This is a genomic window from Nocardioides sp. AN3 (genome assembly GCF_054653495.1).
On the sequence record NZ_BAAIGC010000005.1, the window covers coordinates 103,704 to 128,650 of the forward strand.

The window sequence follows — 24,947 nt, forward strand, 5'->3', positions numbered from 1 at the left end:
ACCCATGGCCCGCAACACGAACCGCTACACGGACCACGACGTCGAGCACTACGACCGACCCCGCCGGCGGACCCGGCCCCGCACGAAGGAGCGTCCGTCCTACGACGAGGCTGCCGACGGGGTCGTGGTCACGGTCGACCGGGGCCGGTTCACCGTCATCGTCGATGGCCACGAGATCTGGGCCGTCAAGGCACGTCCGCTCGGCCGCAAGGGTGTCGTGGTGGGCGACCAGGTCCGTGTCGTGGGAGACGTGTCCGGGGCGGAGGGCTCCCTCGCCCGGATCGTCGAGGTCCAGCCGCGCAGCACGGTGCTGCGGCGCACCGCCGACGACGACGACCCCGTCGAGCGCGTCATCGTGGCCAACGCGGCCCAGCTCGTCATTGTCACCGCGTTGGCCGACCCGGAGCCGCGGCACGGGCTGATCGACCGAGCGCTCGTGGCGGCGTACGACGCCGGCATGACGCCCCTGCTCTGCCTCACCAAGGCCGACCTGGCCGACCCCGAGACGCTGCTGTCGACCTATCGCTCCCTCGGCGTTCCGTGGGTGGTGACGCGACGGAGCGAGGGCGAGCTCGACGGCGTCGCGGAGCTGCGCGAGCGCCTCTCCGGCAAGGTCAGCGTGCTGCTCGGACACTCCGGCGTCGGCAAGTCGACGCTCGTCAACGCGCTCGTGCCTAACGCCCGACGCGAGGTCGGGCACGTGAACGCTGTGACCGGGCGCGGCCGGCACACCTCCACGTCGGCGTTGATGCTGCCGCTGCCCGCCTCGACGAGCGCGAACGGTGAGCCCGGCTGGATCATCGACACGCCGGGGATCCGGTCCTTCGGCCTCGCGCATGTGGAGCCGGAGCACCTGATCGAGGCCTTCCCCGACCTGGACGAGATGACGGAGGAGTGCCCGCGGGGCTGCACGCACGGCGCCGGGGAGCCTGAGTGCGGCCTGGACGACGCGGTGGCGGCCGGCGATGCCGACCCCGATCGGGTGGCCTCGTTCCGGCGGCTGCTGGAGGCGCGGTCCGAGCCCCTGTACTGACACGGCGCCGCATCGGAGGGCTAGCCTCTCCCCCGTGCCCAGCGACTACACCGACGACCTGCGCCTCGCGCACCTGCTGGCCGACGACGCCGACTCCATCAGCTCCGACCGCTTCAAGGCGCTCGACCTGCACGTGATGACGAAGCCGGACCTCACGCCGGTGAGCGACGCCGACCAGGCCGTGGAGGAGTCGATCCGGCGCACCCTGTCCCGCACGCGGTCGCGCGACGCGATCACCGGCGAGGAGACGGGCACGACCGGATCCGCGAGCCGGCGCTGGATCGTCGACCCCATCGACGGGACGAAGAACTACGTGCGCGGCGTGCCGGTGTGGGCCACGCTGATCGCCCTCGCCGTCGAGGACGAGGTGGTCATGTCGGTGGTCTCGGCACCTCAGCTCGGGCGCCGCTGGTGGGCCGTCCAGGACGAAGGGTCGTGGACCGGGAAGTCGCTGATGAAGGCGACGCGCAACACCGTCTCCGACGTACGGCGCCTCGAGGACGCCTCGTTCGCCTACTCCGACCTCTCCGGGTGGGAGGAGCGCGGCCGGCTCCAGGAGACGCTGGCGCTGATGCGCCGCGTGTGGCGCACGCGCGCGTACGGCGACTTCTGGTCCTACATGCTCCTCGCCGAAGGAGCCGTCGACATCGCCGCCGAGCCCGAGCTCGCACTCTACGACATGGCCGCCCTGGTGCCGATCGTGACCGAGGCCGGCGGCACCTTCACCGCCCTCGACGGCACTCCAGGCCCGTGGGGCGGCAACGCGCTCGCGACCAACTCCCACCTGCACGAGGCCGCCCTGTCGTTCCTCGGCTCGCTGCCCGACGGCGACGACGACCCGGACTGGCCGACAGGACCCGGCACCGTCACTCCCCTCCACGGGCGGTGACCCCTCCGCCGCGCACGTGAGCACCGAACGGTTGTGGCGCCACTCCGCGCGGGACTACGGTCTGAAGATGCACATCAGCGAGGTCCTCGTGCGCAAGCCGAAGGGATCCGTCGTGACGGTCACGCCCGACACGACCATCCGTCAGCTGCTCGGCATCCTCGCCGAGCACAACATCGGTGCCTGCATCGTCTCCGACGGCGATGACATCCAGGGCATCGTCAGTGAGCGCGACGTCGTGCGACGCCTGCACTCCGACGGCGCGAACGTCGCGATCGAGAGCACCGTCTCCGCGATCATGACCGCCGAGGTGACGGTCTGCTCCCCCGCCGACGCGGTGGAGGAGATCCTCGGCGTGATGACCGAGCGACGCATCCGGCACCTGCCGGTGGTCGACGACGGCCGGCTGGTGGGGATCGTGAGCATCGGCGACCTGGTCAAGCACCGGATCGACCAGCTCACCTTCGAGCGCGACCAGCTCGACTCCTACGTGCGCCAGAGCTGAGCGCCGCGGCGATCTGCACAGAACCTCCACACGTCGCACCCGCGTTCGCGACACCGGCGCTTCTAGCCTGCTGCCATGCAGCGCCATCGCCGGGTCCTCGTGGTCGAGGACGAGCCGGTCATCAACCAGACCGTCGCCGACCGGCTCGCCGCTGAGGGCTACGACGTCGTCAGGGCCTGGGACGGCCCCGGCGCGGTCTCGGCCGACGCCGAGCACGAGCCCGACCTCGTTGTCCTCGACGTCATGCTCCCCGGGTACGACGGCCTGGAGGTGTGCCGCCGGATCCAGGCGCGGCGGCCGGTCCCGGTCCTGATGCTCACCGCCCGCGACGACGAGGCCGACGTCCTGGTCGGCCTCGGGGTCGGCGCCGACGACTACCTCACCAAGCCGTTCCGGATGCGCGAGCTCGTGGCGCGCGTCGGCGTGCTGCTGCGCCGCGTCGACCGCGCCACCGAGCTCGCCGACAGACGACCGACCGAGCTCGGCGACCTGCGTCTCGATGCGGCCGCGCGGCGCGTCTGGCTGCAGGGCGACGAGGTGCGGCTCACGCCGACCGAGTTCGACCTCCTGCTCTGTCTGGCCGCCGATCCGGGTGCGGTGGTCACGCGCGACCGCCTCATGGCCGAGGTGTGGGGATGGCCCGGCGCCTCGGCCACCCGGGCCGTCGACAGCCACGTGAAGGGGCTGCGCGCCAAGGTGGGGGCCGACCGGATCCGCACCGTCCACGGCGTCGGCTACGCACTCGAGGCCGACGCGTGAGCGAGAGCGGACGGACGTGGCCGGTCAGCCCGCTCACCCGCGTGCGCTCGGTCAAGGTCAAGCTCGGCCTCCTCGTCGCCGCCAGCGTCGTGGTGGCGGTGGCCGTGACGATGCTGGGCAGCGCAGGCGGCGTTCCCATGGCCCTCAGCATCCCCGTCACGATCCTCCTCGCGCTCGCCGTCACGCAGCTCCTGGCCGTCGGCATGACCTCGCCGCTGCGCGAGATGACCGCGGCCGCGGGACGCATGGCCACGGGTGACTACGCCGTCCGCGTCACCGCCACCTCCAGCGACGAGGTCGGCGAGCTCGCCCGAGCGTTCAACACGATGGCGCGCGACCTGCGGTCGGTCGACCAGCAGCGGCGCGACCTCGTGGCCAACGTGAGCCACGAGCTGCGCACGCCGCTCACGGCACTCTCGGCGCTGCTCGAGAACCTCGTCGACGGGGTCGCACCGACCGACCCCGCCACACTCGAGTCGGCGCTCGCGCAGACAGAGCGGCTGAGCGGGCTGGTCGGGGACCTCCTCGACCTCGCTCGTGTCGACGCCGGCAAGGCGCCCCTCTCGCCCGTGCCGGTCGCGCTCGCGCCGCTGCTGGCCGACGCCGTCACCGAGGCCGAGACGGCGACAGGGGCCCTCGGCCGCGCGGTCACCTACGACGTCGAGGTGCCCGACGGCCTGGTCGTCCGTGCCGACCCCGACCGGCTGCACCAGCTCGTGGCGAACCTGCTCGACAACGCCTCGCGGCACAGCCCCGCGGATGGCGTCGTACGCGTCGTCGTCTCCGCCAGCATGCCCGACGCCGACGGGCGCTACCGCCTGGAGGTCCACGACGCCGGACCCGGGATCGCCGCCGCGGACCGCGAGCGTGTCTTCGAGCCGTTCGGCACGCTCAGCACCACGAGCGGAGGCGGAGGCACCGGGCTCGGCCTCGCGATCGCCCGCTGGGTGACCGAGCTGCACGGCGGCGTGATCGGCTTCGTCGACCCCGAGGACGGCGCCGAGGGTGCCCGCGTGCGCGTCGATCTCCCGCTTCAGCCACCCGACCGCCCCGCCGTCACACAGGAGGCACCGATGCCACCGCCATCGACCCGCGACACCCCGCCCGCGATCCCCGCGGGGCCGTCGGGCGCCTCACCCGCCTCGCCGGTCCCGCCTCGACCGATGCTCGACGACGTCTTCGGCTCCTTCTGGCCCGAGCACGGTGTGGCGGCACGTCCGCCGGTCCTCGGAGCCGCGCTCGGCGTCGGGTTGCTCGCGGCGATCGTGCTGCCCTTCCGCGAACTCGGCATCGGCACCGCGCTCGTGCTCCTCGTCGCAGGCGGCGTCGTGCTCTCGGCCGCCAAGGATCGGCGCGACCCGTTCACCGTCACCTGCGCCGCGCTCTGCGCCCTGCTCGGCGGCGCCGCCGCGGTGCGCGCCGCGGACTGGATCGTCGTGCTCTGCCTGCTGGCCGGCGCCGTCGTCTGTGCGTGCGGGGTGGCGCGCGGCAGGACACTGCCCGGCTTCGTCCTGGCATGCGTGTCCTGGCCGCTCGCCGGGATCCGCGGCCTGCCTTGGCTCGGCCGCACCGCAGCCCGCGTGACCGGCCTCGGGCAGGGCGCAGCCCTCCTGAGGACGCTCGTCCTGTCGCTCGTCGGCCTGCTCGTCTTCGGCCTGCTGCTCGGCTCGGCCGACGCGGTGCTGGCCCGATGGGTCCGGGACATCTTGCCCGAACTCAGCGTCGACACGCTGGTGCTCCGGGCCTTCGTGCTCATCGCGGTGAGCGGCACGGTGCTCGCCGCGGCGTACCTCGCGCTCAACCCTCCCCACGTCGACCGGGCCGCTCTGGCGCCGCGGCCGGTGAAGCGGCGCTATGAGTGGCTGGCCCCCGTCCTGGTCGTCGACGCGGTGTTCGCCGCGTTCCTGGTCGCGCAGGCGGCGGCGTTCTTCGGCGGCCAAGCCTACGTCCGGACCACGACCGGCCTCACCTATGCCGACTACGTCCACCAGGGGTTCGGGCAGCTGACCGTCGCGACCGCGCTCACCCTCGTGGTCATCGCCGCGGCAGCCCGCAAGGCACCTCGGGAGACGGCGTCCGACCGGGGGTGGCTGCGGGTCGCCCTCGGCGTGCTGTGTGCCGAGACGCTGGTGGTGGTGTGGTCGGCGCTGTACCGGATGCACCTCTACCAGCAGGCGTATGGCTTCACCCGCCTCCGGCTCCTGGTCGACGTCTTCGAGGGCTGGCTGGGCATCGTCCTCGTTCTCGTCGCGGCGGCCGGGCTCGCGCTGCGCAGCGCATGGCTGCCGCGCGCCGCCCTCCTGAGCGGCGTCGTCGCCCTGCTCGGCCTTGCCGCCGTCAATCCGGATGCCTGGATCGCGCAGCGCAACCTCGACCGGTACGCCGACACCGGACGCGTCGACTGGGGCTATCTGCGCCTGCTCTCCGCCGACGCCGTCCCTACCCTCGCAGCCGGCGACGCGGACTGCGCGCTGCTGGGACGGGGAGCCTCCGACGACGACTGGCTCGAGTGGAACCTCGGCCGCGCCCGCGCCGAGGTCCACCTGCTCGGTCCGCTCGACGCGACGAGCGCCTCGGTCTGTGCGTCCACGGGCGCCGACTAGGGTGATGGGCATGACTGAGAAGCCCGAGATCGAGTTCTTCGACCCCGAACCGCCCGCCGACCTCGTGGTCACCGACCTCACCGAGGGCGACGGCGCCGAGGCCAGCGCCGGCCAGACGGTCACCGTGCACTACGTCGGCGTGGCCCACTCCACCGGAGAGGAGTTCGACGCCTCCTACAACCGCGGCGAGCCGCTCCGCTTCCGCCTGGGCGTCGGCCAGGTCATCTCCGGCTGGGACCAGGGCGTCCAGGGCATGAAGGTCGGTGGCCGCCGCCAGCTGGTCATCCCCCCGCACCTGGGGTACGGCGACCGCGGCGCCGGCGGCGTCATCAAGCCCGGGGAGACCCTGATCTTCGTCGTCGACCTGCTTGGCGTCGCCTGATCCCGCGGCCCGTCGACCGGGACGTCATGCGGGCTGGTCGCTCAGGCAGCCAGGTCGTCTGACGTCCGCGGCGGGGTCGTCACCAGGGCAGGTTGTCCTCGAACTCCGCCTCGTCGACGATGCGGGCGGCCTGCGAGCCCAGCCGTACGACGTCCCCGACGTGAAGCTGTCGCCCGCGCCGCATCTCGACGTCACCGTTGACGCGCACCTCGCCGGCGGCGATGACCTCCTTCGCCTGGCCGCCGTGCTCGACGAGGTTCGCCAGCTTGAGGAACTGACCCAGCCGGATCATGTCCTCACGGATGGGGACGTCGTCGGGCTCGGGCTCGGAGGACACGCTGCGGGCGGACACGTGGTCAGTGAACCACCTCATCGCACGAGCACGGTGACCGCGTGGATGCCGACACCGACGAGGCCGCCGACGATCGTGCCGTTGATCCGGATGAACTGAAGATCCCGGCCGACGTGGAGCTCGATTCGCCGTGCGGCCTCCTTGCCGTCCCAGCGCTGGATGGTGTGGGTGATGACGGCGGTCACCTCGGCGCCGTACCGGTCGACGGCGAAGACCGCCGCATCCTCCGCCAGGCCGTCGAGCCGTTGGCGCAGCTCCTCGTCGTCGAGAAGCCGGCGGCCGAAGGTCACCAGCTCCGTGCGCAGGCGCTCCCGCAAGGCGCCGTCGGGCTCGCGCAGCGAGGCGGTCAGCACGCGGCGCAGGGCGTTCCAGATCGACACCGTGGAGGCGAGCACCTGTGGATGGTCGAGCAGCCGTGCCTTGAGCCGCTCGGCCCGCTCCTGCGTCGGCGGGTCCTCCCGCAGGTTCTTCGCTAGCGTCACCAGCATCGAGTCGAAGGCGGCCCGCGCCCGGTGGTAGGGGTCGCCCTGGATGTCCTCGACCCAGCGGACCAGCTCGAGATGGATCCGCGCCGTGACACGGTCGTTGAGCGCGGTCGGGGTCCACCACGGCGCCCGCTCGCCCAGCACGTCGGTCACCGTCTCCTCGTTGGCCAGCAGCCAGGCATGCAGCTCGACGAGGACCAGGTCGACGAGGCCGCGCTGCAGGTCCTCGTCGATCGCCTCCTCGAGCAGACCGCCGAGGAGGGGCGCCACGGGCTCCTCGCGCAGCCGCGGGAACAGCACGTCGCTGAACAGGGAGGCGACGTGCTCGTCGCGCACCCGGGAGAGCGTCGTGGCGGCGATCAGCGAGACCTCGTCCACGAGTCTGCGGGCGTTGTCGGGGTGGCTGAGCCAGCCGCCGACGCGCCGCGAGACGTCCGCGGCCCGCATCCGGTCGCGGATGACCTCCTCCTGCAGGAAGTTCTCACCGACGAACTCCTCCAGCCCTCGGCCGAGGTCGTCCTTCCGCTTCGGGATGAGAGCCGTGTGCGGGATCGGCAGACCGAGCGGGTGGCGGAACAGCGCCGTCACCGCGAACCAGTCGGCGATCGCGCCGACCATCGATGCCTCGGCGCCCGCGTTGACGAACCCCAGCACCCCGTCCGCGCCCAGCGTGACGAGGTAGACGATCGCCGCGAGCAGCAGCAGCCCCAGCGCGACGCTGCGCATCCGGCGCAAGGCGGCGCGGCGTACCTCGTCAGCCGCCGGGTCCCCCATCATCAGGCTCACGGGGCCGATTGTGCCGTGCCGCCCCAGGATTCAGTCGGCCCCATGCGTGCGTGGGAGACTGCACCCCATGCCTCGCACGGTGATCACCTTCGGGACGTTCGACGTCTTCCACGTCGGACACCTGCGCATCATCGAGCGCGCCGCGTCGTATGGCGACCGCCTCGTCGTCGGTGTCTCCGCGGACGCGCTCAACCGGGTGAAGAAGAACCGTGAGCCCGTCTTCACCGAGGCCGAGCGCCTCGCGATCGTCGGCGCGCTCAAGGCAGTCGATGAGGTGTTCGTCGAGGAGAGCCTGGAGCTCAAGCGTCACTACATCGAGAAGTTCTCCGCGGACGTGCTGGTCATGGGGGACGACTGGGCGGGCCGCTTCGACGAGCTGACCGACATCTGCGAGGTCGTCTACCTGCCTCGGACGCCGGCGATCTCGACCACGGCCCTCATCGAGAAGATCTCGAACGGCTGAGCCCAGCGATCAGAAGCTGACGCCCGGCGGCAGGTTCGGCCGCTCGTCGGAGAGCGAGACGTGCACGACGCCGTCGACGATCTCGACGGCGTGGGTGCGGATGGGACGCGTCGCGGGCAGCGTGTCGACCTCCCCGGTGCGCAGGTCGAAGGCAGACCCGTGCAGGGGGCACTCGATCTCGCATCCCTCGACCCACCCCTCGGCGAGCGAGGCCTCCTGGTGGGAGCAGATGTCATCGACCGCATACACCTCGCCATCATCGGCGAGGACGACGCAGATCGGGACGTCGCCGTCGGGCTCGAAGCGGATCGGCTCGGAGGCGACGAGGTCGGAGAGCGGGCAGACCGGGATCACGGCTGAGACAGTAGCGGGCCGCCCCATCACCGGCGTGACAGACTCCCGCCTGTGTCCGACCACCCTGCACCGACGTACGGGCCGACCTACGTCCTGACTGTCGACTGCCCCGACGGGCCGGGCCTGATCCACGCCGTCTCCGGCTTCCTGCTGGAGCGCTCGGGCAACATCCTCGAGCTGCAGCAGTACGAGAACCACCGTGAAGGCCGCTTCTTCCAGCGCATCCACTTCGAGGTGCTCGACGGCGCCGCCAGCCTGTCAGGGCTGCGCGAGGAGTTCGTGCCGCTGGCGCAGCGCTACGGCATGCACTGGCAGATGCGCGCCGCGGACGCCCCCTGCCGCACGCTGATCATGGTCTCGAAGGACGGTCACTGCCTCAACGACCTGCTGTTCCGGTGGCGCAGCGGCGCACTGCAGGTCGAGGTGGCGTCGGTCGTCTCCAACCACCGCAACCTGGAGCCGCTCGCGCAGACCTACGGCGTGCCGTTCCATCACGTCCCGGTCACCCGCACCACGAAGGCCGCGGCGGAGAAGCGGCTGCTGGAGCTGGTCGAGCACGAGCGGGTCGACCTCGTCGTGCTCGCCCGCTACATGCAGATCCTCTCCGACGGGCTCTGCGAGGCGCTGGCGGGGCGCGCCATCAACATCCACCACTCGTTCCTCCCGAGCTTCAAGGGGGCGAAGCCCTACCACCAGGCGTTCGACCGGGGCGTGAAGCTCGTCGGCGCCACGGCGCACTACGTGACCGGCGACCTCGACGAGGGACCGATCATCGAGCAGGACGTCGTCCGCGTCGACCACCGGGCCAGCGTCGAGGAGATCGTGGCCGCGGGGCGCGACGTCGAGGCGCAGGTGCTCGCCCGCGCCGTGAAGTGGCATGCCCAGACCCGGGTCCTCCTCAACGGCCACAAGACCGTCGTCTTCCGCTGAGCGGTCATCTGCGTCCGCTCGCGGAGCAGTTGTGCGAGCCTGTCCGGCGGCTACTCGGCGCGGGCCGAGACGAGCGCGAGGACGTGCTCGACGAGGTTGATGAGGGTCGTCTTGGTGGACTCCCGGTCGCGAGCGTCGCACGTGATGACCGGCACTTCGGGCCGCAGGGCGAGTGCCTCGCGGATCTGCTCGCCGGTGTAGCGGTTGTCGTCGAAGACGTTGTGGGCGACCACGAAGGGCACGTTGCGCGACTCGAAGTAGTCGATCGCCCCGAAGGAGTCGGCCAGTCGCCGGGTGTCGATGAGCACGACCGCTCCGATCGCGCCCTGTGTGAGGTCGTCCCACATGAACCAGAAGCGGTTCTGGCCTGGGGTCCCGAACAGGTACAGGATCAGGTCGGAGTCGAGCGAGACCCGACCGAAGTCCATGGCGACGGTCGTCGTCGTCTTGTTCGGCACCGCGGAGAGGTCGTCGACGCCCGCGCTCGCAGACGTCATCACGGCCTCGGTGGTCAGCGGCATGATCTCGGAGACCGAGCCCACGAACGTCGTCTTGCCGACGCCGAAGCCACCGGCGATGACGATCTTGGCCGACATGGTCGCCTGACGGGTGTCGGGAATCACGGGTTTTCCTCCACGGTGATGGTCACAGGTTGCGGAGTCCGCTGAGGACCCGCTCCAGCAGGGAAGCGTCGGGACGACTGTCGGCATCGCCGTAGGTCGCGGCGTGGACCTCGACGACGCCTCGATCGGCGAGATCAGCGATGAGCACCCGCACGACGCCCAACGGCAGCTTGATGAGTGCGGCGACCTCGGCGACCGATCGGCTCTCGGTGCACAGCTCGGCGATGGCCGACTCCTCGGGGGTGCGGAACCCCTCCGTCGCGAGCTCGGCGTCGGTCTTGACGAGAGCCTCGATCGGATAGTCCCGCTTGGGCTTGGTGCGTCCGCCGGTGAGGGCGTAGGGCCTGACGAGCGGCAGCGGCTCGGGGGAAGCGTTGCTCACGTCTACACCTCACGTCATGGCGCCGTCAGGCACCGTCGGCGCCGGTTCGGATGTCGGGAGTGAGAGCGCTGGTCACGCGTGAGATCAGCAGCTGCATCTCGTAGCCGACCTGACCGAGGTCGCAGTCCGGGCTCGCGAGGGCAGCGAGGCTGGAGCCTTCGCCGACCGCCATCAGCACCAGATAGCCGCCGTCCATCTCGATGACCATCTGCTGCACCTGGCCGGCGGCGAAGCAGCGCGCAGCGCCCATCGTGAGGCTCGTCAGGCCCGAGGTGATCGCCGCGAGCTGGTCGGCTCGGTCGGGGGGGAAGTCGCGCGAGCTCGCCATCGGCATCCCGTCGGCCGACACCAGGATCGCGTGGGCGATGTCCGGCGTGCGCTGGGTGAGGCTGTCGACCAGCCAGTCGAGTCCGGCACTGACAGTCGTCACTGCTGCTCCTCCATTGCTCGGTTCGCGGACGCGTCGTACGCGCCCGGAACGGTGATCTCTTCGCTGACGCCCTCGGACCCGGGGGCCTCGGACGTGCGCGCACGGCTGACGCCCTGCTGGAAGCTGGAGAGGCCACGCGTACGCCGCCTCTCGAGCCGCGGCATCGGCACGACGTTCTCCGCGGCGGCCGCGGGGATGACGGGCTCCGCTGAGCCGGGGACCAGGTTGCGGCCCGGGACGCGCAGGGGCAGGCCGTCCGCGGTCGTCTCGGCCTTGGGGTCCTCGGCGACGGGGTCGGCCACCTCGGCGGCGCGGCGCCAGCCTTCGTCGCCGGGCGAGACCCAGTCCGCCGACTCGGCGTCGAGGTCCTGAGCGTCGGGGTCGGGCTGGCTGCGGCGCGCCTCGAGCGAGGTGCGGCGCGTGAACCACTCCGACTGCAGGGAGGCGAAGATCGACGTGTCGTCCTCCTCCCGGCCGTCCGACTCGGCGAGTGCCTCCTCGGCGGAGGGGGCGCTCAGGACGTCGACGGCCAGCTCGGCGATGAGTGGGTCGAGGACCGGGCCGCGGCCTTCGGCCTGCTCAGCCGGAGAATCCATCAAAGGCTCGGTCGAGGACGCGGAGCGGTCAACCGAAGCCTCGGTGAGGGACTCGGCTAGAGACTCGGCCGGGGACTCGGCGACGGACGCGGCCGAAGAGGCAGGCAGAGGCTCGGCCAGGGGCTCCGTCGCGGGCGCAGCATCGGCCGCGGGAGCCGGTGCCGCGCCGAAGGCGTCGAACGGGCGCTCAGGCGGCAGGCTGCTGCGCGGGACCCGCGTGGGCAGCCCGCTCGAGGTGAGCGTCGGCTCGGTCGCCGGTTCCGGCGCCGACCCAGTCAGTCCCGCGCGGTCGACCGGCGACAGCGCGCCGTTCGCAGCAGCGTCGAGAGGGCCCGGCGAGGAGCGCTGGTGCTCGCCGTCGTGCGGCGCGGCGCCGCCGACGGTGGATCCGCCGACGCCGGAGGCGCCCCGCTTGGTGAGACCGGCGAACGGGTTCTTGATCGCCCCGTCGACACCCTCGGCCCGACCGATGAGGTAGTTGTTGAGCAGCTCCTCGGGGTCGCGCAGCGGAACCGTCGAGGTGAACCAGCTCTGCACCGGGGGCTCGGAGGCGACCGGCCTGTCGGCCGGAGGCTGGTAGCCCTCCGGCGGACGCACGGACGCCGGCATCGGCGCGCCTGGAAGCGCCTGACTCGAAGGCGGCACCGGAGTGGACGCCGTCGGCCGCCGCGGCAGGGCGGGACGACCGAGGTTCTCCACCGTCCGCTCAGCCGGCTCCAGCACCTCGACAGACGCCACCGGCTCGACAGGGGCCACCGACTCGACAGCCGCCACAGGCTCGGCTGAGACGTCCGGCTTCGACGCGGGCGCGGTCTTCGGGGCGAGCTCGCGCTCCCCGATCGGGCTCACCGACCGGTCCGAGCGCTGGAGCGGCTCGCGAGGAGCCGGGCTCTCGAGGAGCGGGCCTGCCAGGTCGACGGCGTCCAAGAGCAGAGCCGAACGGGTCTCGGGCTCGAGGAGGGCCGCGGCCGGGACCTCGACGCGGGCGACGACGCCGCGCGGGCTGTTGGCACGCAGCTCCACCGTCAAGGCGTGGCGGCTCGCGAGCCGCGCCGTGACGACCAGGCCCATCATGCGGGCGACGTCGGCGTCGAGGTCACCGGCACTGCGCAGCTTCTCGTTGGCGGCGTCGAGCTCGCCCGCTGTCATGCCGATGCCGAGGTCGCGCACCTCGATGACGAGAGGGCCGACCGGCGAGGTCCGGCTCGAGCGGACGACGACCGTCGTGTCCGGCGGTGAGAAGTTCGTCGCGTTCTCGATGAGCTCGGCGAGGAGGTGGACGAGGTCACCGGCGACGCCGCCGCGGAACTTCGCCGTCTCCCCGGACTCGATCTCGATGCGCGCGAACTGCTCCACCTCGGAGCTGGCAGCGCGAAGCACGTCGAGGACCGGGACCGGGCCCCGCGCGGCCTGCCCGGTGTCGCCTCCTGCGAGGACCATGAGCGACTCGTCGTTGCGGCGCATGCGGGTCGCCAAGTGGTCGAGACGGAACAGGTTGGCGAGGTGGTCCGGGTCCTGCTCATCGGACTCCAGCTGGTCGATGAGCCGGAGCTGCCGCTCGACCAGGCTCTGCGACCGGCGGGAGAGGTTCACGAACATCTTGTTGACGTTCGCTCGCATCTGCGCCTGCTCACCGGCCAGCCGGATGGCCTCGGCATGGACGGCGTCGAAGGCCGTTGCGACCTCGGCGATCTCGTCCCGGCTCCCCACCACGATGGGCTCGACGCTGAGATCTCCGACCCGGTCGGAGGCCTCGAGGGCGCGCACCCGTTCCGGCAGGCCGCGCCGCGCGATGTCGAGGGCGGCGTCCCGCAGCCGGTTCAGCGGTCCGAGGATCGAGCGCGCCAGGAACACGCTGGCGAGCAGCACGAGGAGGAAGATCAGGGCCACGCTGACCCCGCTGATGGCGGCGTCACGCTCCGCCGCGGCCTTGCGAGCCTCCACCGCCGCGGCGAGGTCAGCGGCCGCGGTCGCGATGACACCGGCCACCTGGGCCAGGAAGTCCCCGGAGGCGGCGCTCCACGTCGAGAGGTTCATGTTGACCGCGTCGGTGTCGCCCGTGCTGAGCAATGAGCTGACAGCGGCCTGCATCGGGGCATGGGAGCCGAGGAGGTCGCCGCTGCCGCCGTTGATCGTGTCGAACTCCTTCTGCGCGCGCGGCGAGGTGTTGCGGTAGAAGAAGTCGCTCGCCGCGTGCCAGGACTCGGTCGCCGTGGCGAGCGCGGTGAGGTCGTACTGACTGAGGTCGTTGTCGGTGAGCGCCTTGGTCACGAGGGTGCGCTGGTCGGCCAGCGCCTCGGCCGCCGTGCGCACCTCGCCCAGCGCAGACGCCTGGCGGTAGAGGTCGTGGGCCGAGCCGAGGTCCGGGAGGCGCGCGGCCAGTCCCAGCAGGGTGTTGAGCGTGTTCGTGTACTCCGTCGAGGCGAGCAGCCGCGTCCCGGGCGTGATCGCATCGGCGCGGAGCTTGGCGATGCCGTTCAGCGACCCGCCGATCGTGGCCAGGTCCTGGCTCAGCCTCGGGTCGTGCGAGATGTCCATCTCGGCGCGTCGCGCCCGCCACGCCGCGATGCTCGCATTCGTCGCCGACTCGACCCGTGCCCGGTCCTTGGCCGTGACCCGAGGCTCGGTCAGCGTGTCGCGCTCGACCTGCAGCTGCAGTGCGAGGCGGAAGCTGTCAGGCAGCGCGGAGGCGATGGTCGCCGCACGGGTCGCGGCGGAGCGGTCGTTGACGGCAGCCGCGACCCGCAGCCCGCCGAGCCCGACCGCCGCGAGGGTCGGGATGAGCAGGACTGCGACGAGCCTCGGGCGGATGCCCCGCCAGGCGCTTCGACGAGTTGCACGAGTGGTCGGTGGCTTCGCCATGCTCCCTCACCTCTGGACGACGTCCCGGAACGTTGTGCAAGGCACAGGCGGCCCACCCGACGCCGGTTCCCTGAGCCTGCCTCCGTCGCTGACGTGCCCCCCATCCACGCCTGCGACGTCTGCTCGGCAGCGCCAAAGTACGGCAATTCACGAGACCGCACCCGGAGATGGGGAAATTCCCGGGATTTGCCGGAGCTACCGCCTCGTTGGGTGGTGTGGGCCCTACTCGGAGGGACTAGGAGGTGGTGACCCGGTCGGGCCGGGTGTAGATCACCATCGACGTGCCGCGCAGGAAGCCGACGACCGTCAGCCCCGCCTCCTCCGCCAGCTCCACCGCGAGCGACGAGGGCGCCGACACGGCGGCGAGGACGGGGATGCCGGCCATCGACGCCTTCTGGGTCAGCTCGAAGCTCGCCCGCCCCGAGACCATGAGGACCATCCCCCGCAGCGGCAGCTTCTCGTGCTCCAACGCCCAGCCGACGACCTTGTCCACCGCGTTGTGGCGGCCGACGTCCTCACGGACGACCAGCAGCTCACCGGTGCGCCCGTCGAAGAGGCCCGCAGCATGCAGGCCGCCGGTCATCTCGAAGACCTCTTGGGCCTTGCGCAGGCGGTCCGGCAGGGCGGTGAGCAGCTCGGCGGTCACGGCCAGCGGATCGCCGTCGACCTCGTACGACGATCGGGTTCGGACCGCGTCGATGCTGGCCTTGCCACACACGCCGCAGGAGGACGAGGTGTAGACGTTGCGCTCGAGCCCGAACTCCGGGACGACGGTGCCGGGTGCGAGCTGGACGTCGAGGACGTTGTAGGTGTTGACCCCCTCCTCGGTCGCCCCCGCGCAGTAGCGCGCGATGCTGATGTCGTCGCGCTGTCGGACGACACCCTCGGAGACGAGGAAGCCCGCGGCGAGCTCCATGTCATGTCCCGGAGTCCGCATCGTCACTGCGAGCGGACGACCCCCCAGCCGGATCTCGAGCGGCTCCTCCGCCGCCAGCCGGTCCTCGCGGACGCGAGGGGCACCGCCGACCTGGAGACGGGTGACCTTGCGGCGTACGGCGCGCTTGCGCATGTGGCGACCTTAGCCGCGCCGGCCAACGGCGCTCACTCGGCGGCCTGCTCGATGAGGGCTCGGGTGGCACGGATCGCCTGCGCGACCGCCTCGGGCGTTCCTCCGGCCCGGCCCGCGGCAAGTCCGATGACGAACGCGGAGACGGGGGCAGCCTTCCGCTCCACGGCGTGCGCGACGTCCCCGGCGATCGCGAGGATCGCGTCGACGTCCACCTCGGTGTCCAGCCCGAGCTCAGCGGCGAGCCGCGGGATCCACTCCTCGACAGTCATGGGTCTCCTCAGATCGGCAGCGGTTGAATCAGGACCGGGCCGCCCTCGGAGGGGATGACCGCCAAGGCGTCGGCCTCGGCCACGCCTCTCAGCATGCCGCTGCGGTCGTGGCCAAGCGCGACCGGGCCCGCCTCGGTGAGCCGCACGGGCGCCAGCCGATCGTCGCTTCGATGGGGCGGCAGGTCGGCGGCAACCGCGGACAGCATGGGAAGGTCGTCTCCGCGCAGTGCCAGGAGGGCGGGCGCCACGACCGTCACGAAGGCGACCAGCGCGGCGAAGGGGTTGCCCGGCAGAGCCGCGACCAGACGCCCGTCGGCAAGCAGCCACAGGCCGGTCAGGCTGCCCGGCCGGCATCGGACCCCGTCCACGACCGGTCGGGCGTCCAGCTCGCCGAGCAGCGGGCGCAGATGGTCCTCCGGGCCGACCGAGGACGAGCCGGTCACCACGACCAGGTCGCCCGTGGCCGACGTCAGCGCCGTTCGCAGGTCGCTCGCTCCGTCGGGCAGCCACGTGAGCCCGCCGAGCGTCCCCCCGGCCCAGGCGACCCAGCCCGGCAGGGCGGGTCCGATCGCGTCGTGCACCTGACCCGGCCCGTCGCCGAACTCGTCCCCGGTCACGAGTGCCGTGACGCACGGAACGGCTCGGACGGTCATCTGGGTGACGCCGACGGCCGCCGCAAGGGCCACGACCTGCGGTGTCACGTGGGCGCCGGCCGAGATCAGCTTCTCGCCGGGGACCGCCTCCTCGCCGCGCAAGCGGACGTGACGCTCGTCGTCGATGCGCCCGTCCACGACGACGCGGCCAGGCGCTGGGGTGGTGACCTCGGCGTCCTCGATCGGAAGGACCGACCGGGTGCCCGCCGGCACGGGGGCGCCTGTGGCCACTGCCCAGGCCTCGCCGTGCTCGAGCGCCAGGCCGGTGCCGGGCTCCCCGGCCAGCGTGGTGCCACGCAGGTGCCAGGGGCCGGGGCCTGCGACGGCATACCCGTCCATGGCGGCATTGTCGAAGCGAGGCAGGTGGTCGACGGCGACCAGCGGATGGGCGAGGCGCCGCCCGAGCGCCTGCTCGATCCGCACCGTGGTGACGGCGAGCGGGTCGACTGCGTCGTACGCCGCCTGACGCGCCTCGCTCCACCTCAACCGCATGGGCACACCCTAGGGTGCCCCGAACTCGTTCCGAGAAGTCCTCCCCCGGCGGCCGGTGGCCTCCGGCTGCGCTAGCGTCCTCGCATGATCGGGACCCGCGAGCCGATCGACCTGGCGGTCGTGTCGACCGGCTACGCCCCGGTCAAGGGCACCGCCCACCGGCCCCAGGACACGGTGCGGCTCACGGCGACCGGGGCGGTCGGCGACCGCGGGCTCGCGCTGGTCGACCCCGAAGCGCACCGGGTGCTGCGCACGATCCAGAACCCGCGTCTCCTGACCGTCCTGGCGCGTCGCGACGGCGACGTCCTCGAGGTCACCCTGGACGGCTCGGATCCGGTGCGGGCACCCCTCGAGCCCACCGGCGAGACGATCACGTGCGACTACTGGGGCCGTCCGGTCGAGCTGAGCCTGCTCGAGGGCCCGCATGCGGAGATGCTCGGCAAGCACCTGGGCAGGAGCGTGCGGCTGACGGCCGCGCCGCCCGCGGCCGTGGTCTACAACGGGAGCAGCATCACGATCGTGGGGACCGCCTCCCTCCGCGACCTGGCCGAGCGCGTCGGGCGCGACCTGGTGGCGGAGTCGGCGCGCTTCCGGGCGACGATGGTGGTCGAGACCGACGAGCCCTACGTCGAGGAGACCTGGCTGGGGCGAGAACTGAGGGCCGGTGATGCGGCTCTCGTCGCGGGTGTCGCGATCCCCCGCTGTGCGGTCATCGACCACTCCCCGGTCAGCGGCGAGAAGGACGCACGACTCCTCCAGACTCTGGCCTCCTACCGACCGCGCAACAGCGCCGGCGAGCCCGCGTTCGGCATCTACGCCGCCGTGACGGTGGGCGGCACGGTGGCAGGCGGCACGGGCCCGACCGGCTGAGACGTCACTCCTCCTCGTCGAGCTTGCCCTCGCGCTCGGCCTCCTCGACGATGCGTCGGACGTTCTCGACGTCGCCGCAGCCGGAGTCGAGCAGCTCGTTGCGCCGCGCCGCCCACTTCTCGCCCAGCTCGCGCCTGACCCGCTCCCCCACCTCGGTGCGGGCCGGACTGAGGATGGTGAGCTCCTCCTCCGCGACATGGTGGGCGACGAGGTTGCTCAACTTCTCGACGGCGTCGGTGAACCTCTGGCTGTCGGTGCCCTTGAGCTCCAGCACCTTCAGGAGGGCGGCGTTGCCCTCGGCATGCTCCTCCTCGCCGTGCTCGACCTCGTGCTCGCCGACGTCGGCGGCCTGGCGGCGCAGGACCGGGTAGACCAGCTCCTCCTCGGCCACGCCGTGGGCGATGAGGACGTCGGCGAAGGCACGACGAACCGTGTCGCGGTCCTGGGTCGTGTCCCGCAGCTGGCGGAGCAGCCGCTCGAAGAGGCGGTGGTCGTCGCTGATCAGGTCGATGACGTCCCCGGAGAGGGGACGGCCCACGTCGATGCTCGTCATGGCGCAGCAGTAGCCCGCAACGGCCCGCGGCATGCCGGGGCATCGACCGGTTACCAGGCGCCGAAGCCCCGACCACCGACGAAGGAGGACCGATGCGCGCCGTGACCTGGCAGGGCCCCAAGCACATGAGCGTGGAGGAGGTGCCCGACCCGAGCATCACCGAGCCGACCGACGCGATCATCCGCGTGACGACCACGGGGCTGTGCGGCTCCGACCTCCACCTCTACGACCCCTTGAGCCCCTTCATGACCGCCGGCGACATCGTCGGCCACGAGCCGATGGGCATCGTCGAGGAGGTCGGGAGCGGCGTCACGAACCTCGCGGCCGGCGACCGTGTCGTCGTGCCGTTCAACGTCAGCTGCGGAGAGTGCTGGATGTGCTCGCGCGGCCTGCAGAGCCAGTGCGAGACCACGCAGAACCACGAGCACGACACTGGGGCGAGCCTCCTGGGCTACAGCTTGCTCTACGGCCAGATCCCGGGCGGCCAGGCCGAGTACCTCCGCGTCCCGTTCGCCGGCTTCGGCGCGATCAAGGTCCCCCAGGGCCCGCCGGACGACCGGTTCGTCTACCTCTCCGACGTGCTGCCGACCTCGTGGCAGGCGGTCGAGTACGCCGGCGTCGGCCCCGAGGACACCCTGCTCGTGCTCGGTGCCGGCCCGATCGGCGACATGTCGACTCGCATCGCCCTGCACCGCGGCGTTCGCGTGATCGTCGCCGACCGGCTGACCGAGCGACTCGGGCGCGTCGCGTCGCGCGGCGCCGCGGTGATCAACATCGACGATGCCGGCAAGCAGCTCGCCGAGCGCGTGCGCGAGCTCACCGGCGGCCGGGGCGCCGATGCTGTCATCGACGCGGTCGGCATGGAGGCCCACGGCTCCCCGCTGGTCGAGATGACCCAGAAGATGGTCGGGCTGCTGCCCGACGCGCTCGCCCAGCCCTTCATGAAGAAGGCCGGCGTCGACCGGCTGGCCGCGCTCACCAGCGCCTTCGGCGCGGTGCGCCGCGGCGGCACGGTCTCCATCTCGGGGGTGTACGGCGGCGCCGTCGACCCGATCCCGATGATGCAGCTCTTCGACAAGCAGGTGCAGATCCGGATGGGCCAGGCGAACGTGCGACGCTGGAGTGACCAGATCCTCGACCTCCTCCAGCAGGACGAGGACGTGCTCGGCGTCGAGTCGTTCGCGACGCACCACCTACCGCTGGATGCCGCGCCGACGGCGTACGCCGACTTCCGTGCCAAGAAGGACGGCATGGTGAAGGTGTTGTTCAACCCGTGACGAGGAGGTGCTGTACCGCTGCACCGATCGGGGTACATGATCGACACGACCACCCCTCAGAGCAGGAGGAACGATGACGGACGAGCCGCTGAGCGACGACGAGCTGACCACCACCGGCGGGACCGGCCCTGGGTCCTCCCTGGGCGGTGACAGCGACGGCACCGATGGCGCCGGGAGCGACGGGGACGGGACCGACGGCGACAGCACGGACGGCGACGGAACAGACAGCGACGGAACAGACAGCGACGGAACAGACAGCGACGGGACCGACGGCGACGGGACCGACGGCGACAGCACCGACGGCGACGGGACCGACGCCTGAGTGAGCGCACTCGACCTGCTGAGCGGTGACGCCCAGACCTTCCTCGCGAAGGTCTGGGCGTCCCGTATGCACTTGCACCGCACAGACGCCGACAGCCTCACCGGTCTGCTCTCGCTGGAGGACGCGGACCGACTTCTCACCGACACCGCGATCCGCACGCCGGCGATCAGGGTCGCCCAGGACGGCGCGGTCCTGCCCGAGTCGTCGTTCACACGCCAGGCGACGATCGCAGGCAAGCAGCTGACCGGCCTCGTCGACCCTCGCAAGGCGCTCGAGCTCCTTGCCGGTGGCGCGACCATCGTCTACCAGGGACTGCACCGCTACCACCCGCCACTGACCCGGCTCGTCGCCCAGCTCGAGCTGGAGCTGGGCCATCCCTGCCAGGCCAATGCCTACCTCACCCCTGCCGGCGCCCAGGGCTTCGCTGTGCACTCCGACAGCCACGACGTCTTCGTGTTCCAGACGGCGGGCTCCAAGCAGTGGGAGGTGCACGGCGCCGACGGTCCGGAGGAGGTCCTGCTCGAGCCGGGTGTGTCGATGTACCTGCCGACCGGCACGCCCCATGCCGCTCGCGCCCAGGAGACGGTCTCGCTGCATGTGACGATCGGCATCAACCAGCTGACCTGGCGCGGACTCCTCGAGCGGACGATCGCTCCGCTCGTGAAGCGGGTCAGCGACGAGCATCTGCCGGCCGGATACCTGGACGACCCGGCGGTCCTGTCCCCTGGGCTCGCGGAGCGACTGCAGGCCCTCGCGGACGACGTACGCCGTCTCGACGCCACCAGCGCCGCCGAGGCCGAGATCCGCCGGTTCCTGACCTCCCGGCCGCCGCGGCTCACCGGCGGCCTGCGTGACGTGCTCGGAGTCGAGTCGATCGACGTCGAGACCCTTCTGCGCCGGCGACCGGGGCACCCCTGCGTGCTGCTCGACCACGGCGACACGGTCGAGGTGCTGCTCGGCGACCGCGCCATGACGGGCCCCGCCCGCATCCGTGCGGCCGTCGAGGAGGTCCGTGCGCGCGCCCAGTTCACCCCGGCGGACCTGCCCCTGGACCCGCAGAGCAGTCTGGTGCTGTGTCGACGACTGATCAGGGAAGGGTTGCTGGAGCTCGCATGACGCTCTCCGATGCTGCGAGCACCGAGCCGAGAGCGGGCGAGGCGGCGCAGGCCCGGTGGCGCTGCTCCGCCGCCAGCCTCGCCCGGTCCGAGCCCGTCGCTGGGTCGGCGACCCACGTCAGGACCTGGGTGCTGATCGAGCACGTCGGCCCGTGGGGTGCCACCGCGCTGCTGGACGCCCGACTGCCGGACGGACTCGGCGCCGAGCTCAAGCGACGTGCTCATGAGCACCACGCGAAGATCCTGCTCATCCGCCGGTTCAGCTCCGAGCCGTCCAACGAGGACGGACTCCGCGTCTTCGCCGCCTACGCCGACCCGGTCGGCCCTCGGATCGAGTCGGCGGTCGTGGCAGACCCGCTCGACGTGCTCGACCTCGACCTCGGCGCGTTCCGGGCCGGGGGCAGCACCGGTCTGTCGTCGTACGACGGCGACCTCTACTGCGTGTGCACCAACGGCCGTCACGACACGTGCTGCGCGGAGCGGGGCCGTCCCATCGCGAAGGCGCTGGCGGCGGCGTACCCCGAGGAGACCTGGGAGGTCTCCCACATCGGCGGCGACCGGTTCGCCGGCAACATGGTCGTGCTGCCGCACGGTCTCTACTACGGGCGCCTCGATCCCGAGCGCGCGCTGGCCGTCGTCGATGCCCATCGGGCAGGTGACCTCCAATTGAACGACCTCCGCGGCCGCTCGTCGTACCCGATGCCGGTCCAGGCCGCCGAGATCGGGCTTCGTCGCGAGCTGCACCTCACGGCCGTGGGCGGCTTGAGACTGGTCCGGGCCACGACCGAGGGCGAGGTGACGCGCGCGGAGTTCGAGGCGGGCGCGAACCGCTACGCCGTGCGGGTGCGGACCACCCGCGCTGCGGAGCCGGCCGAGCGTCTCACCTGCAAGGCGACGCGACCCGAAGGCGTGAGCGTGCACGACGTGATCGAGACGGTGAGGCTGTGACGGCTTGGTCCTCGCCCGGCGGCTTGGCAGTCTGGTTCCCGTGGTGACTGTCGACTCCGAGCTCGTGGCCGGACGCTACAAGCTGATCCGGGAGGTCGGCCGAGGCGGCATGGGCTTTGTCTGGCTCGCTCACGACGAGGTGCTCGGACGTGACGTCGCGCTCAAGCGCCTCGGTCAGTTCCCCGGCGCCCAGAACCAGGCTCGCGTCCAGCGCGAGGCGCAGCTCGCCGCGCGGCTGAGCCACCCCAACGTCGTGACCGTCTTCGACCTGGCTGAGGACGGCGACACCCGGTGGCTCGTCATGGAGTACGTCGCCGGGACGACGCTGTCGAGGCTCGCCGCCGACCGCGGTGGCCTGCCGCCGGAGGAGGCGGCGGCGATCATCCGGCAGGCGGCCGAGGCGCTCCGGGTCGCGCACGCCGCCGGCATCACGCATCGCGACGTCAAGCCGTCGAACCTCATCGTGATGCCCGACGGCACGACGAAGCTGACCGATTTCGGCATCGCCCGCGGCGCCTCGGACGACACGCTCACCGCGACCGGCATGCTCACCGGCTCCCCCGCCTACCTGGCTCCGGAGGTCGCGTCGGGGCGGTTCGCCACGTCCGCGAGCGACATGTGGTCCCTCGGCGCGACGCTCTTCCAGGCGCTGTCCGGGCGGCCGCCCTACGACCTGGGCGACAACCTCGTCGCCGGTCTGGTCAAGATCGTCCACGAGGAGCCGCCTCGGCTCCCCTTGGGCTCCGGACCCCTCGGCACGGTCCTGGCCGCGACGATGGTCAAGGATCCCGAGCGGCGCTGGACGGCCGCACAGGTCTCCGCGTTCCTCGACGCGGCGCCGACCACCACCGTGCGCCACGAGACCATGCGGCTCCCCGCCGTCCCCCCGCCACCGCCCCCGACCTCGGCGCGGATCGCGGCGCGGACCGTGGCTCCGGCGCCTACGGCGGCACTGACGCCGGCACCGGCACCGGCACCGGCACCGGCATCCCCGCCCGTGCGTCGTCATGCCGGACTCCTCTGGCCCTCCGTGGCGGCGGCGCTCGTCGTGGTCCTCCTGGTCGGCGCCTGGCTGCTGGGGCGATCCGGCTCCGCCACACCCCACCGAGTCGGCGGCGCCGCGGGCTCGTCGACGACGTCCTCATCGCCGAGCAGCCCGCAGGCCGGCTCGACGGCGCCGTCGACGCCGCCCGCCGCGTCGAGCGGCCCTACGGCAGCCGGCATGGCGTCGTTCATCACCGACTATCTGGACACGGTGACACGAGACCCGCGCTCGGCCTTCACGATGCTGACCCCCGCCTTCCAGCGGGCATCGGGCGGCTGGAGCCAATATCACGCCTGGTGGGCGCCGATCAGGAGCGCGACCGTCAGCGACGTGCGCGCCGACCCCTCGTCGATGACCGTGCGCTACCACGTCGCCTATGACGACCCGCGTCATCGGCTCTCCTCCGATGACGTCGAGCTGCGCCTCGTCTACTCCGATGGCCACTACCGCATCGACGGGGAGCCTCGATAAGGCAGGGCGAGCCTTTCTGGTCAAACTGCATTAATCTAGTAGTCTAACGGTGTGAGCACCGAGGCCTATCCCATCCGAGTCGCCGTCGTCGGTGGGGGCGCCAGCGGCGTGCTCACCGCGATCAACCTCCTCGCGCGGTCCGACGACCCCCGGCTGGAGGTCGTCATCCACGAGGCGAGCGGTGTCGTCGGTCGCGGCGTCGCCTATGGGACCAACGACCAGCGCCACCTTCTCAACGTGCGGGCCCGACACATGAGCGCTTTGGCGGATGCGCCGAGCGACCTGCTCGAGTGGGCGATGCGCACAGGCCGCAGCGACGACCCGCAGGGCTTCCTGCCTCGCGCGGACTACGCGACCTACCTGCAGGACCGGCTGACCGACGTCGCCGACGACCGGCTGCGGATCCAGGCCGGCCGCGTCCTGGACATCGTTCCCACCGGCGAGGCGACCACGTTCGAGATCGTCACCGAGCGCACTCGCAGCCTGGCCGACGCCGTCGTGCTCTGCCACGGCAACCAGGCGCCCCGTCGGCTCCGGACTGCGGGCGCGGGTGCGACGATCCCGGACGCGTCGTGGCATCTGCCCAACCCGTGGGAGCTCGGCCGGCTCCGGACCCTGCCGGACGACGCCCGGGTGCTCGTCGTCGGGACAGGACTGACCGCGGTCGACACCGTCATCACGCTTCTGGAGGAAGGACCCGGGCGGCAGGTGCGCATGGTGAGCCGTGGCGGCCGGCTGCCCAAGCCGCACGTCGCCCAGCAGCACACGTCCTGGGTCACCAAGGTGCCGGAGGGTCCGCTCACCGCCGACCAGCTGGCGGCCGCGGTGCGCGAGGAGTGCGAGGCGGCGAGCCGCCAGGGCGTCGGCTGGCGCAACGTCGTCGATGGGCTGCGCCCCGTGGCTCAGGACGTCTGGCGTCGACTTCTGCTCGAGGAGCGTCGCCGCTTCCTCGCGGTCTACGCCGGCGAGTGGGAGGTCCGTCGTCACCGCATGGCGCCTGAGGTCGCGCTGCGGCTGCAGCGGTATCGGTTCGAGGGCCGCCTCACGGTCGAGACCGGCACGCTGCACGCCGTCACCGATCTCGGCGGACGATGCGCCGTGGCGACGAGTGCCGACGGACCGTCGCTCGAGGTGGACGCGGTGGTCAACTGCACTGGCCCCCACCTCGACGTCGCGACGACGACCGACCCGCTGCTGGCCGCCTTGCGCGAGAGAGGGCTGATCTCCTCCGACCCGCTCGGTCTGGGCCTGGCCACCACCGTCGACGGCCGGCTGATCGGGGCCGATGGGGCGGTCGTCGACGGACTTCTCACGATCGGTCCGGCACGCAAGGGCACGTTGTGGGAGTCGACGGCCATCCCCGAGATCCGGGCTCAGGCCGCGGCGGCGGCACTGGCGCTCACCCGTCGCACCCGCGCCGTCGCCGCCTGAC

The 24,947-nt window shown here is 71.9% G+C and carries 26 protein-coding genes; 15 read left to right on the forward strand and 11 right to left on the reverse strand.

The annotated features are described in order from the left end of the window. The first annotated feature begins 4 nt into the window (after positions 1-4). The 6 genes from rsgA (at position 5) to ACYQ1K_RS07910 (ending at position 6,168) form a co-directional block, all read left to right on the forward strand. The gene (gene rsgA / locus ACYQ1K_RS07885) at positions 5-1,033 is read left to right on the forward strand and encodes a ribosome small subunit-dependent GTPase A (RefSeq protein ID WP_459982278.1); all 1,029 of its coding nucleotides are present in this window, start codon (positions 5-7) and stop codon (positions 1,031-1,033) included. A 34-nt stretch (positions 1,034-1,067) separates the two neighbouring features. Next, positions 1,068-1,922, forward strand: coding sequence for an inositol monophosphatase family protein (locus ACYQ1K_RS07890; protein WP_459982279.1), 855 nt, complete (start codon positions 1,068-1,070; stop codon positions 1,920-1,922). 67 nt (positions 1,923-1,989) lie between these two features. Next, positions 1,990-2,424 (forward strand): CBS domain-containing protein, encoded by a 435-nt coding sequence (locus ACYQ1K_RS07895; RefSeq protein WP_459982280.1) that lies wholly within the window; start codon positions 1,990-1,992, stop codon positions 2,422-2,424. Between the two features lie 75 nt (positions 2,425-2,499). After that, complete coding sequence (locus ACYQ1K_RS07900) at positions 2,500-3,183, forward strand: response regulator transcription factor (protein WP_459982281.1); 684 nt, start codon at positions 2,500-2,502, stop codon at positions 3,181-3,183. Further along, entirely contained in the window at positions 3,180-5,786 is a 2,607-nt protein-coding gene (locus tag ACYQ1K_RS07905) for a DUF4153 domain-containing protein (protein ID WP_459982282.1), read from the forward strand. Before ACYQ1K_RS07900 ends, ACYQ1K_RS07905 begins: the two co-directional genes overlap by 4 nt. A 10-nt stretch (positions 5,787-5,796) precedes the next feature. Continuing rightward, the gene (locus ACYQ1K_RS07910) at positions 5,797-6,168 is read left to right on the forward strand and encodes an FKBP-type peptidyl-prolyl cis-trans isomerase (protein ID WP_459982283.1); all 372 of its coding nucleotides are present in this window, start codon (positions 5,797-5,799) and stop codon (positions 6,166-6,168) included. A gap of 79 nt (positions 6,169-6,247) precedes the next feature. Here ACYQ1K_RS07910 and ACYQ1K_RS07915 read toward each other — a convergent pair whose 3' ends face one another. Together ACYQ1K_RS07915 and ACYQ1K_RS07920 are read right to left on the reverse strand one after the other, a co-directional pair. Beyond that, complete coding sequence (locus ACYQ1K_RS07915; protein WP_459982434.1) at positions 6,248-6,460, reverse strand: RNA-binding S4 domain-containing protein; 213 nt, start codon at positions 6,458-6,460, stop codon at positions 6,248-6,250. Positions 6,461-6,537: 77 nt separating this feature from the next. After that, entirely contained in the window at positions 6,538-7,782 is a 1,245-nt protein-coding gene (locus ACYQ1K_RS07920) for a DUF445 domain-containing protein (protein WP_459982436.1), read from the reverse strand. Between the two features lie 76 nt (positions 7,783-7,858). Here ACYQ1K_RS07920 and ACYQ1K_RS07925 point away from each other — a divergent pair, with 76 nt between their 5' ends. Further along, positions 7,859-8,254, forward strand: a complete 396-nt coding sequence (locus ACYQ1K_RS07925) for an FAD synthase family protein (RefSeq protein WP_459982284.1) — start codon at positions 7,859-7,861, stop codon at positions 8,252-8,254. A 9-nt stretch (positions 8,255-8,263) separates the two neighbouring features. Here ACYQ1K_RS07925 and ACYQ1K_RS07930 read toward each other — a convergent pair whose 3' ends face one another. Next, positions 8,264-8,608 (reverse strand): bifunctional 3-phenylpropionate/cinnamic acid dioxygenase ferredoxin subunit, encoded by a 345-nt coding sequence (locus tag ACYQ1K_RS07930; RefSeq protein WP_459982285.1) that lies wholly within the window; start codon positions 8,606-8,608, stop codon positions 8,264-8,266. A gap of 51 nt (positions 8,609-8,659) precedes the next feature. On the opposite strand from ACYQ1K_RS07930, the gene purU reads away from it, so the two are divergent. After that, the gene (purU, locus tag ACYQ1K_RS07935; RefSeq protein WP_459982286.1) at positions 8,660-9,538 is read left to right on the forward strand and encodes a formyltetrahydrofolate deformylase; all 879 of its coding nucleotides are present in this window, start codon (positions 8,660-8,662) and stop codon (positions 9,536-9,538) included. A 50-nt stretch (positions 9,539-9,588) separates the two neighbouring features. On the opposite strand, the gene ACYQ1K_RS07940 is transcribed toward purU, so the two are convergent. The 7 genes from ACYQ1K_RS07940 to ACYQ1K_RS07970 all read right to left on the reverse strand — a co-directional run bounded on the left by ACYQ1K_RS07940 (position 9,589) and on the right by ACYQ1K_RS07970 (position 16,914). Then, the gene (locus tag ACYQ1K_RS07940) at positions 9,589-10,161 is read right to left on the reverse strand and encodes a GTP-binding protein (protein WP_459982287.1); all 573 of its coding nucleotides are present in this window, start codon (positions 10,159-10,161) and stop codon (positions 9,589-9,591) included. Positions 10,162-10,183: 22 nt separating this feature from the next. Then, positions 10,184-10,543, reverse strand: coding sequence for a DUF742 domain-containing protein (locus ACYQ1K_RS07945; RefSeq protein ID WP_459982288.1), 360 nt, complete (start codon positions 10,541-10,543; stop codon positions 10,184-10,186). A 25-nt stretch (positions 10,544-10,568) separates the two neighbouring features. Next, positions 10,569-10,973: a roadblock/LC7 domain-containing protein gene (locus ACYQ1K_RS07950; RefSeq protein WP_459982289.1), complete on the reverse strand. Its 405-nt coding sequence runs from the start codon at positions 10,971-10,973 to the stop codon at positions 10,569-10,571. Next, on the reverse strand, positions 10,970-14,431 hold the full coding sequence (locus tag ACYQ1K_RS07955) for a sensor histidine kinase (protein ID WP_459982290.1): 3,462 nt from the start codon (positions 14,429-14,431) through the stop codon (positions 10,970-10,972). The genes ACYQ1K_RS07950 and ACYQ1K_RS07955 overlap by 4 nt, the downstream gene beginning before the upstream one ends. A gap of 235 nt (positions 14,432-14,666) precedes the next feature. Continuing rightward, positions 14,667-15,500 carry a formate dehydrogenase accessory sulfurtransferase FdhD gene (gene fdhD / locus ACYQ1K_RS07960; protein ID WP_459982291.1) on the reverse strand — a complete coding sequence of 278 codons (834 nt, stop codon included), beginning with the start codon at positions 15,498-15,500 and terminating at the stop codon, positions 14,667-14,669. A 32-nt stretch (positions 15,501-15,532) separates the two neighbouring features. Beyond that, entirely contained in the window at positions 15,533-15,769 is a 237-nt protein-coding gene (locus ACYQ1K_RS07965; RefSeq protein WP_459982292.1) for a DUF6457 domain-containing protein, read from the reverse strand. 8 nt (positions 15,770-15,777) lie between these two features. Beyond that, positions 15,778-16,914: a molybdopterin molybdotransferase MoeA gene (locus tag ACYQ1K_RS07970; protein WP_459982293.1), complete on the reverse strand. Its 1,137-nt coding sequence runs from the start codon at positions 16,912-16,914 to the stop codon at positions 15,778-15,780. Between the two features lie 84 nt (positions 16,915-16,998). Between ACYQ1K_RS07970 and ACYQ1K_RS07975 the strand changes: the two genes are divergently transcribed. After that, positions 16,999-17,784, forward strand: coding sequence for an MOSC domain-containing protein (locus ACYQ1K_RS07975; RefSeq protein WP_459982294.1), 786 nt, complete (start codon positions 16,999-17,001; stop codon positions 17,782-17,784). 4 nt (positions 17,785-17,788) lie between these two features. On the opposite strand, the gene ACYQ1K_RS07980 is transcribed toward ACYQ1K_RS07975, so the two are convergent. After that, positions 17,789-18,337, reverse strand: a complete 549-nt coding sequence (locus ACYQ1K_RS07980) for a hemerythrin domain-containing protein (RefSeq protein ID WP_459982295.1) — start codon at positions 18,335-18,337, stop codon at positions 17,789-17,791. 92 nt (positions 18,338-18,429) lie between these two features. Between ACYQ1K_RS07980 and ACYQ1K_RS07985 the strand changes: the two genes are divergently transcribed. The 6 genes from ACYQ1K_RS07985 (at position 18,430) to ACYQ1K_RS08010 (ending at position 24,946) form a co-directional block, all read left to right on the forward strand. Further along, positions 18,430-19,614: an alcohol dehydrogenase catalytic domain-containing protein gene (locus ACYQ1K_RS07985; RefSeq protein ID WP_459982296.1), complete on the forward strand. Its 1,185-nt coding sequence runs from the start codon at positions 18,430-18,432 to the stop codon at positions 19,612-19,614. A 73-nt stretch (positions 19,615-19,687) separates the two neighbouring features. After that, complete coding sequence (locus tag ACYQ1K_RS07990) at positions 19,688-19,936, forward strand: hypothetical protein (protein ID WP_459982297.1); 249 nt, start codon at positions 19,688-19,690, stop codon at positions 19,934-19,936. Beyond that, the gene (locus tag ACYQ1K_RS07995) at positions 19,937-21,052 is read left to right on the forward strand and encodes a cupin domain-containing protein (protein WP_459982298.1); all 1,116 of its coding nucleotides are present in this window, start codon (positions 19,937-19,939) and stop codon (positions 21,050-21,052) included. Continuing rightward, positions 21,049-21,999 (forward strand): ferredoxin family protein, encoded by a 951-nt coding sequence (locus ACYQ1K_RS08000; RefSeq protein ID WP_459982299.1) that lies wholly within the window; start codon positions 21,049-21,051, stop codon positions 21,997-21,999. The genes ACYQ1K_RS07995 and ACYQ1K_RS08000 overlap by 4 nt, the downstream gene beginning before the upstream one ends. Positions 22,000-22,039: 40 nt before the next feature. Continuing rightward, positions 22,040-23,515, forward strand: a complete 1,476-nt coding sequence (locus ACYQ1K_RS08005; RefSeq protein WP_459982300.1) for a serine/threonine-protein kinase — start codon at positions 22,040-22,042, stop codon at positions 23,513-23,515. Between the two features lie 51 nt (positions 23,516-23,566). Next, on the forward strand, positions 23,567-24,946 hold the full coding sequence (locus ACYQ1K_RS08010) for an FAD/NAD(P)-binding protein (protein ID WP_459982301.1): 1,380 nt from the start codon (positions 23,567-23,569) through the stop codon (positions 24,944-24,946). Position 24,947: the final 1 nt, after the last annotated feature.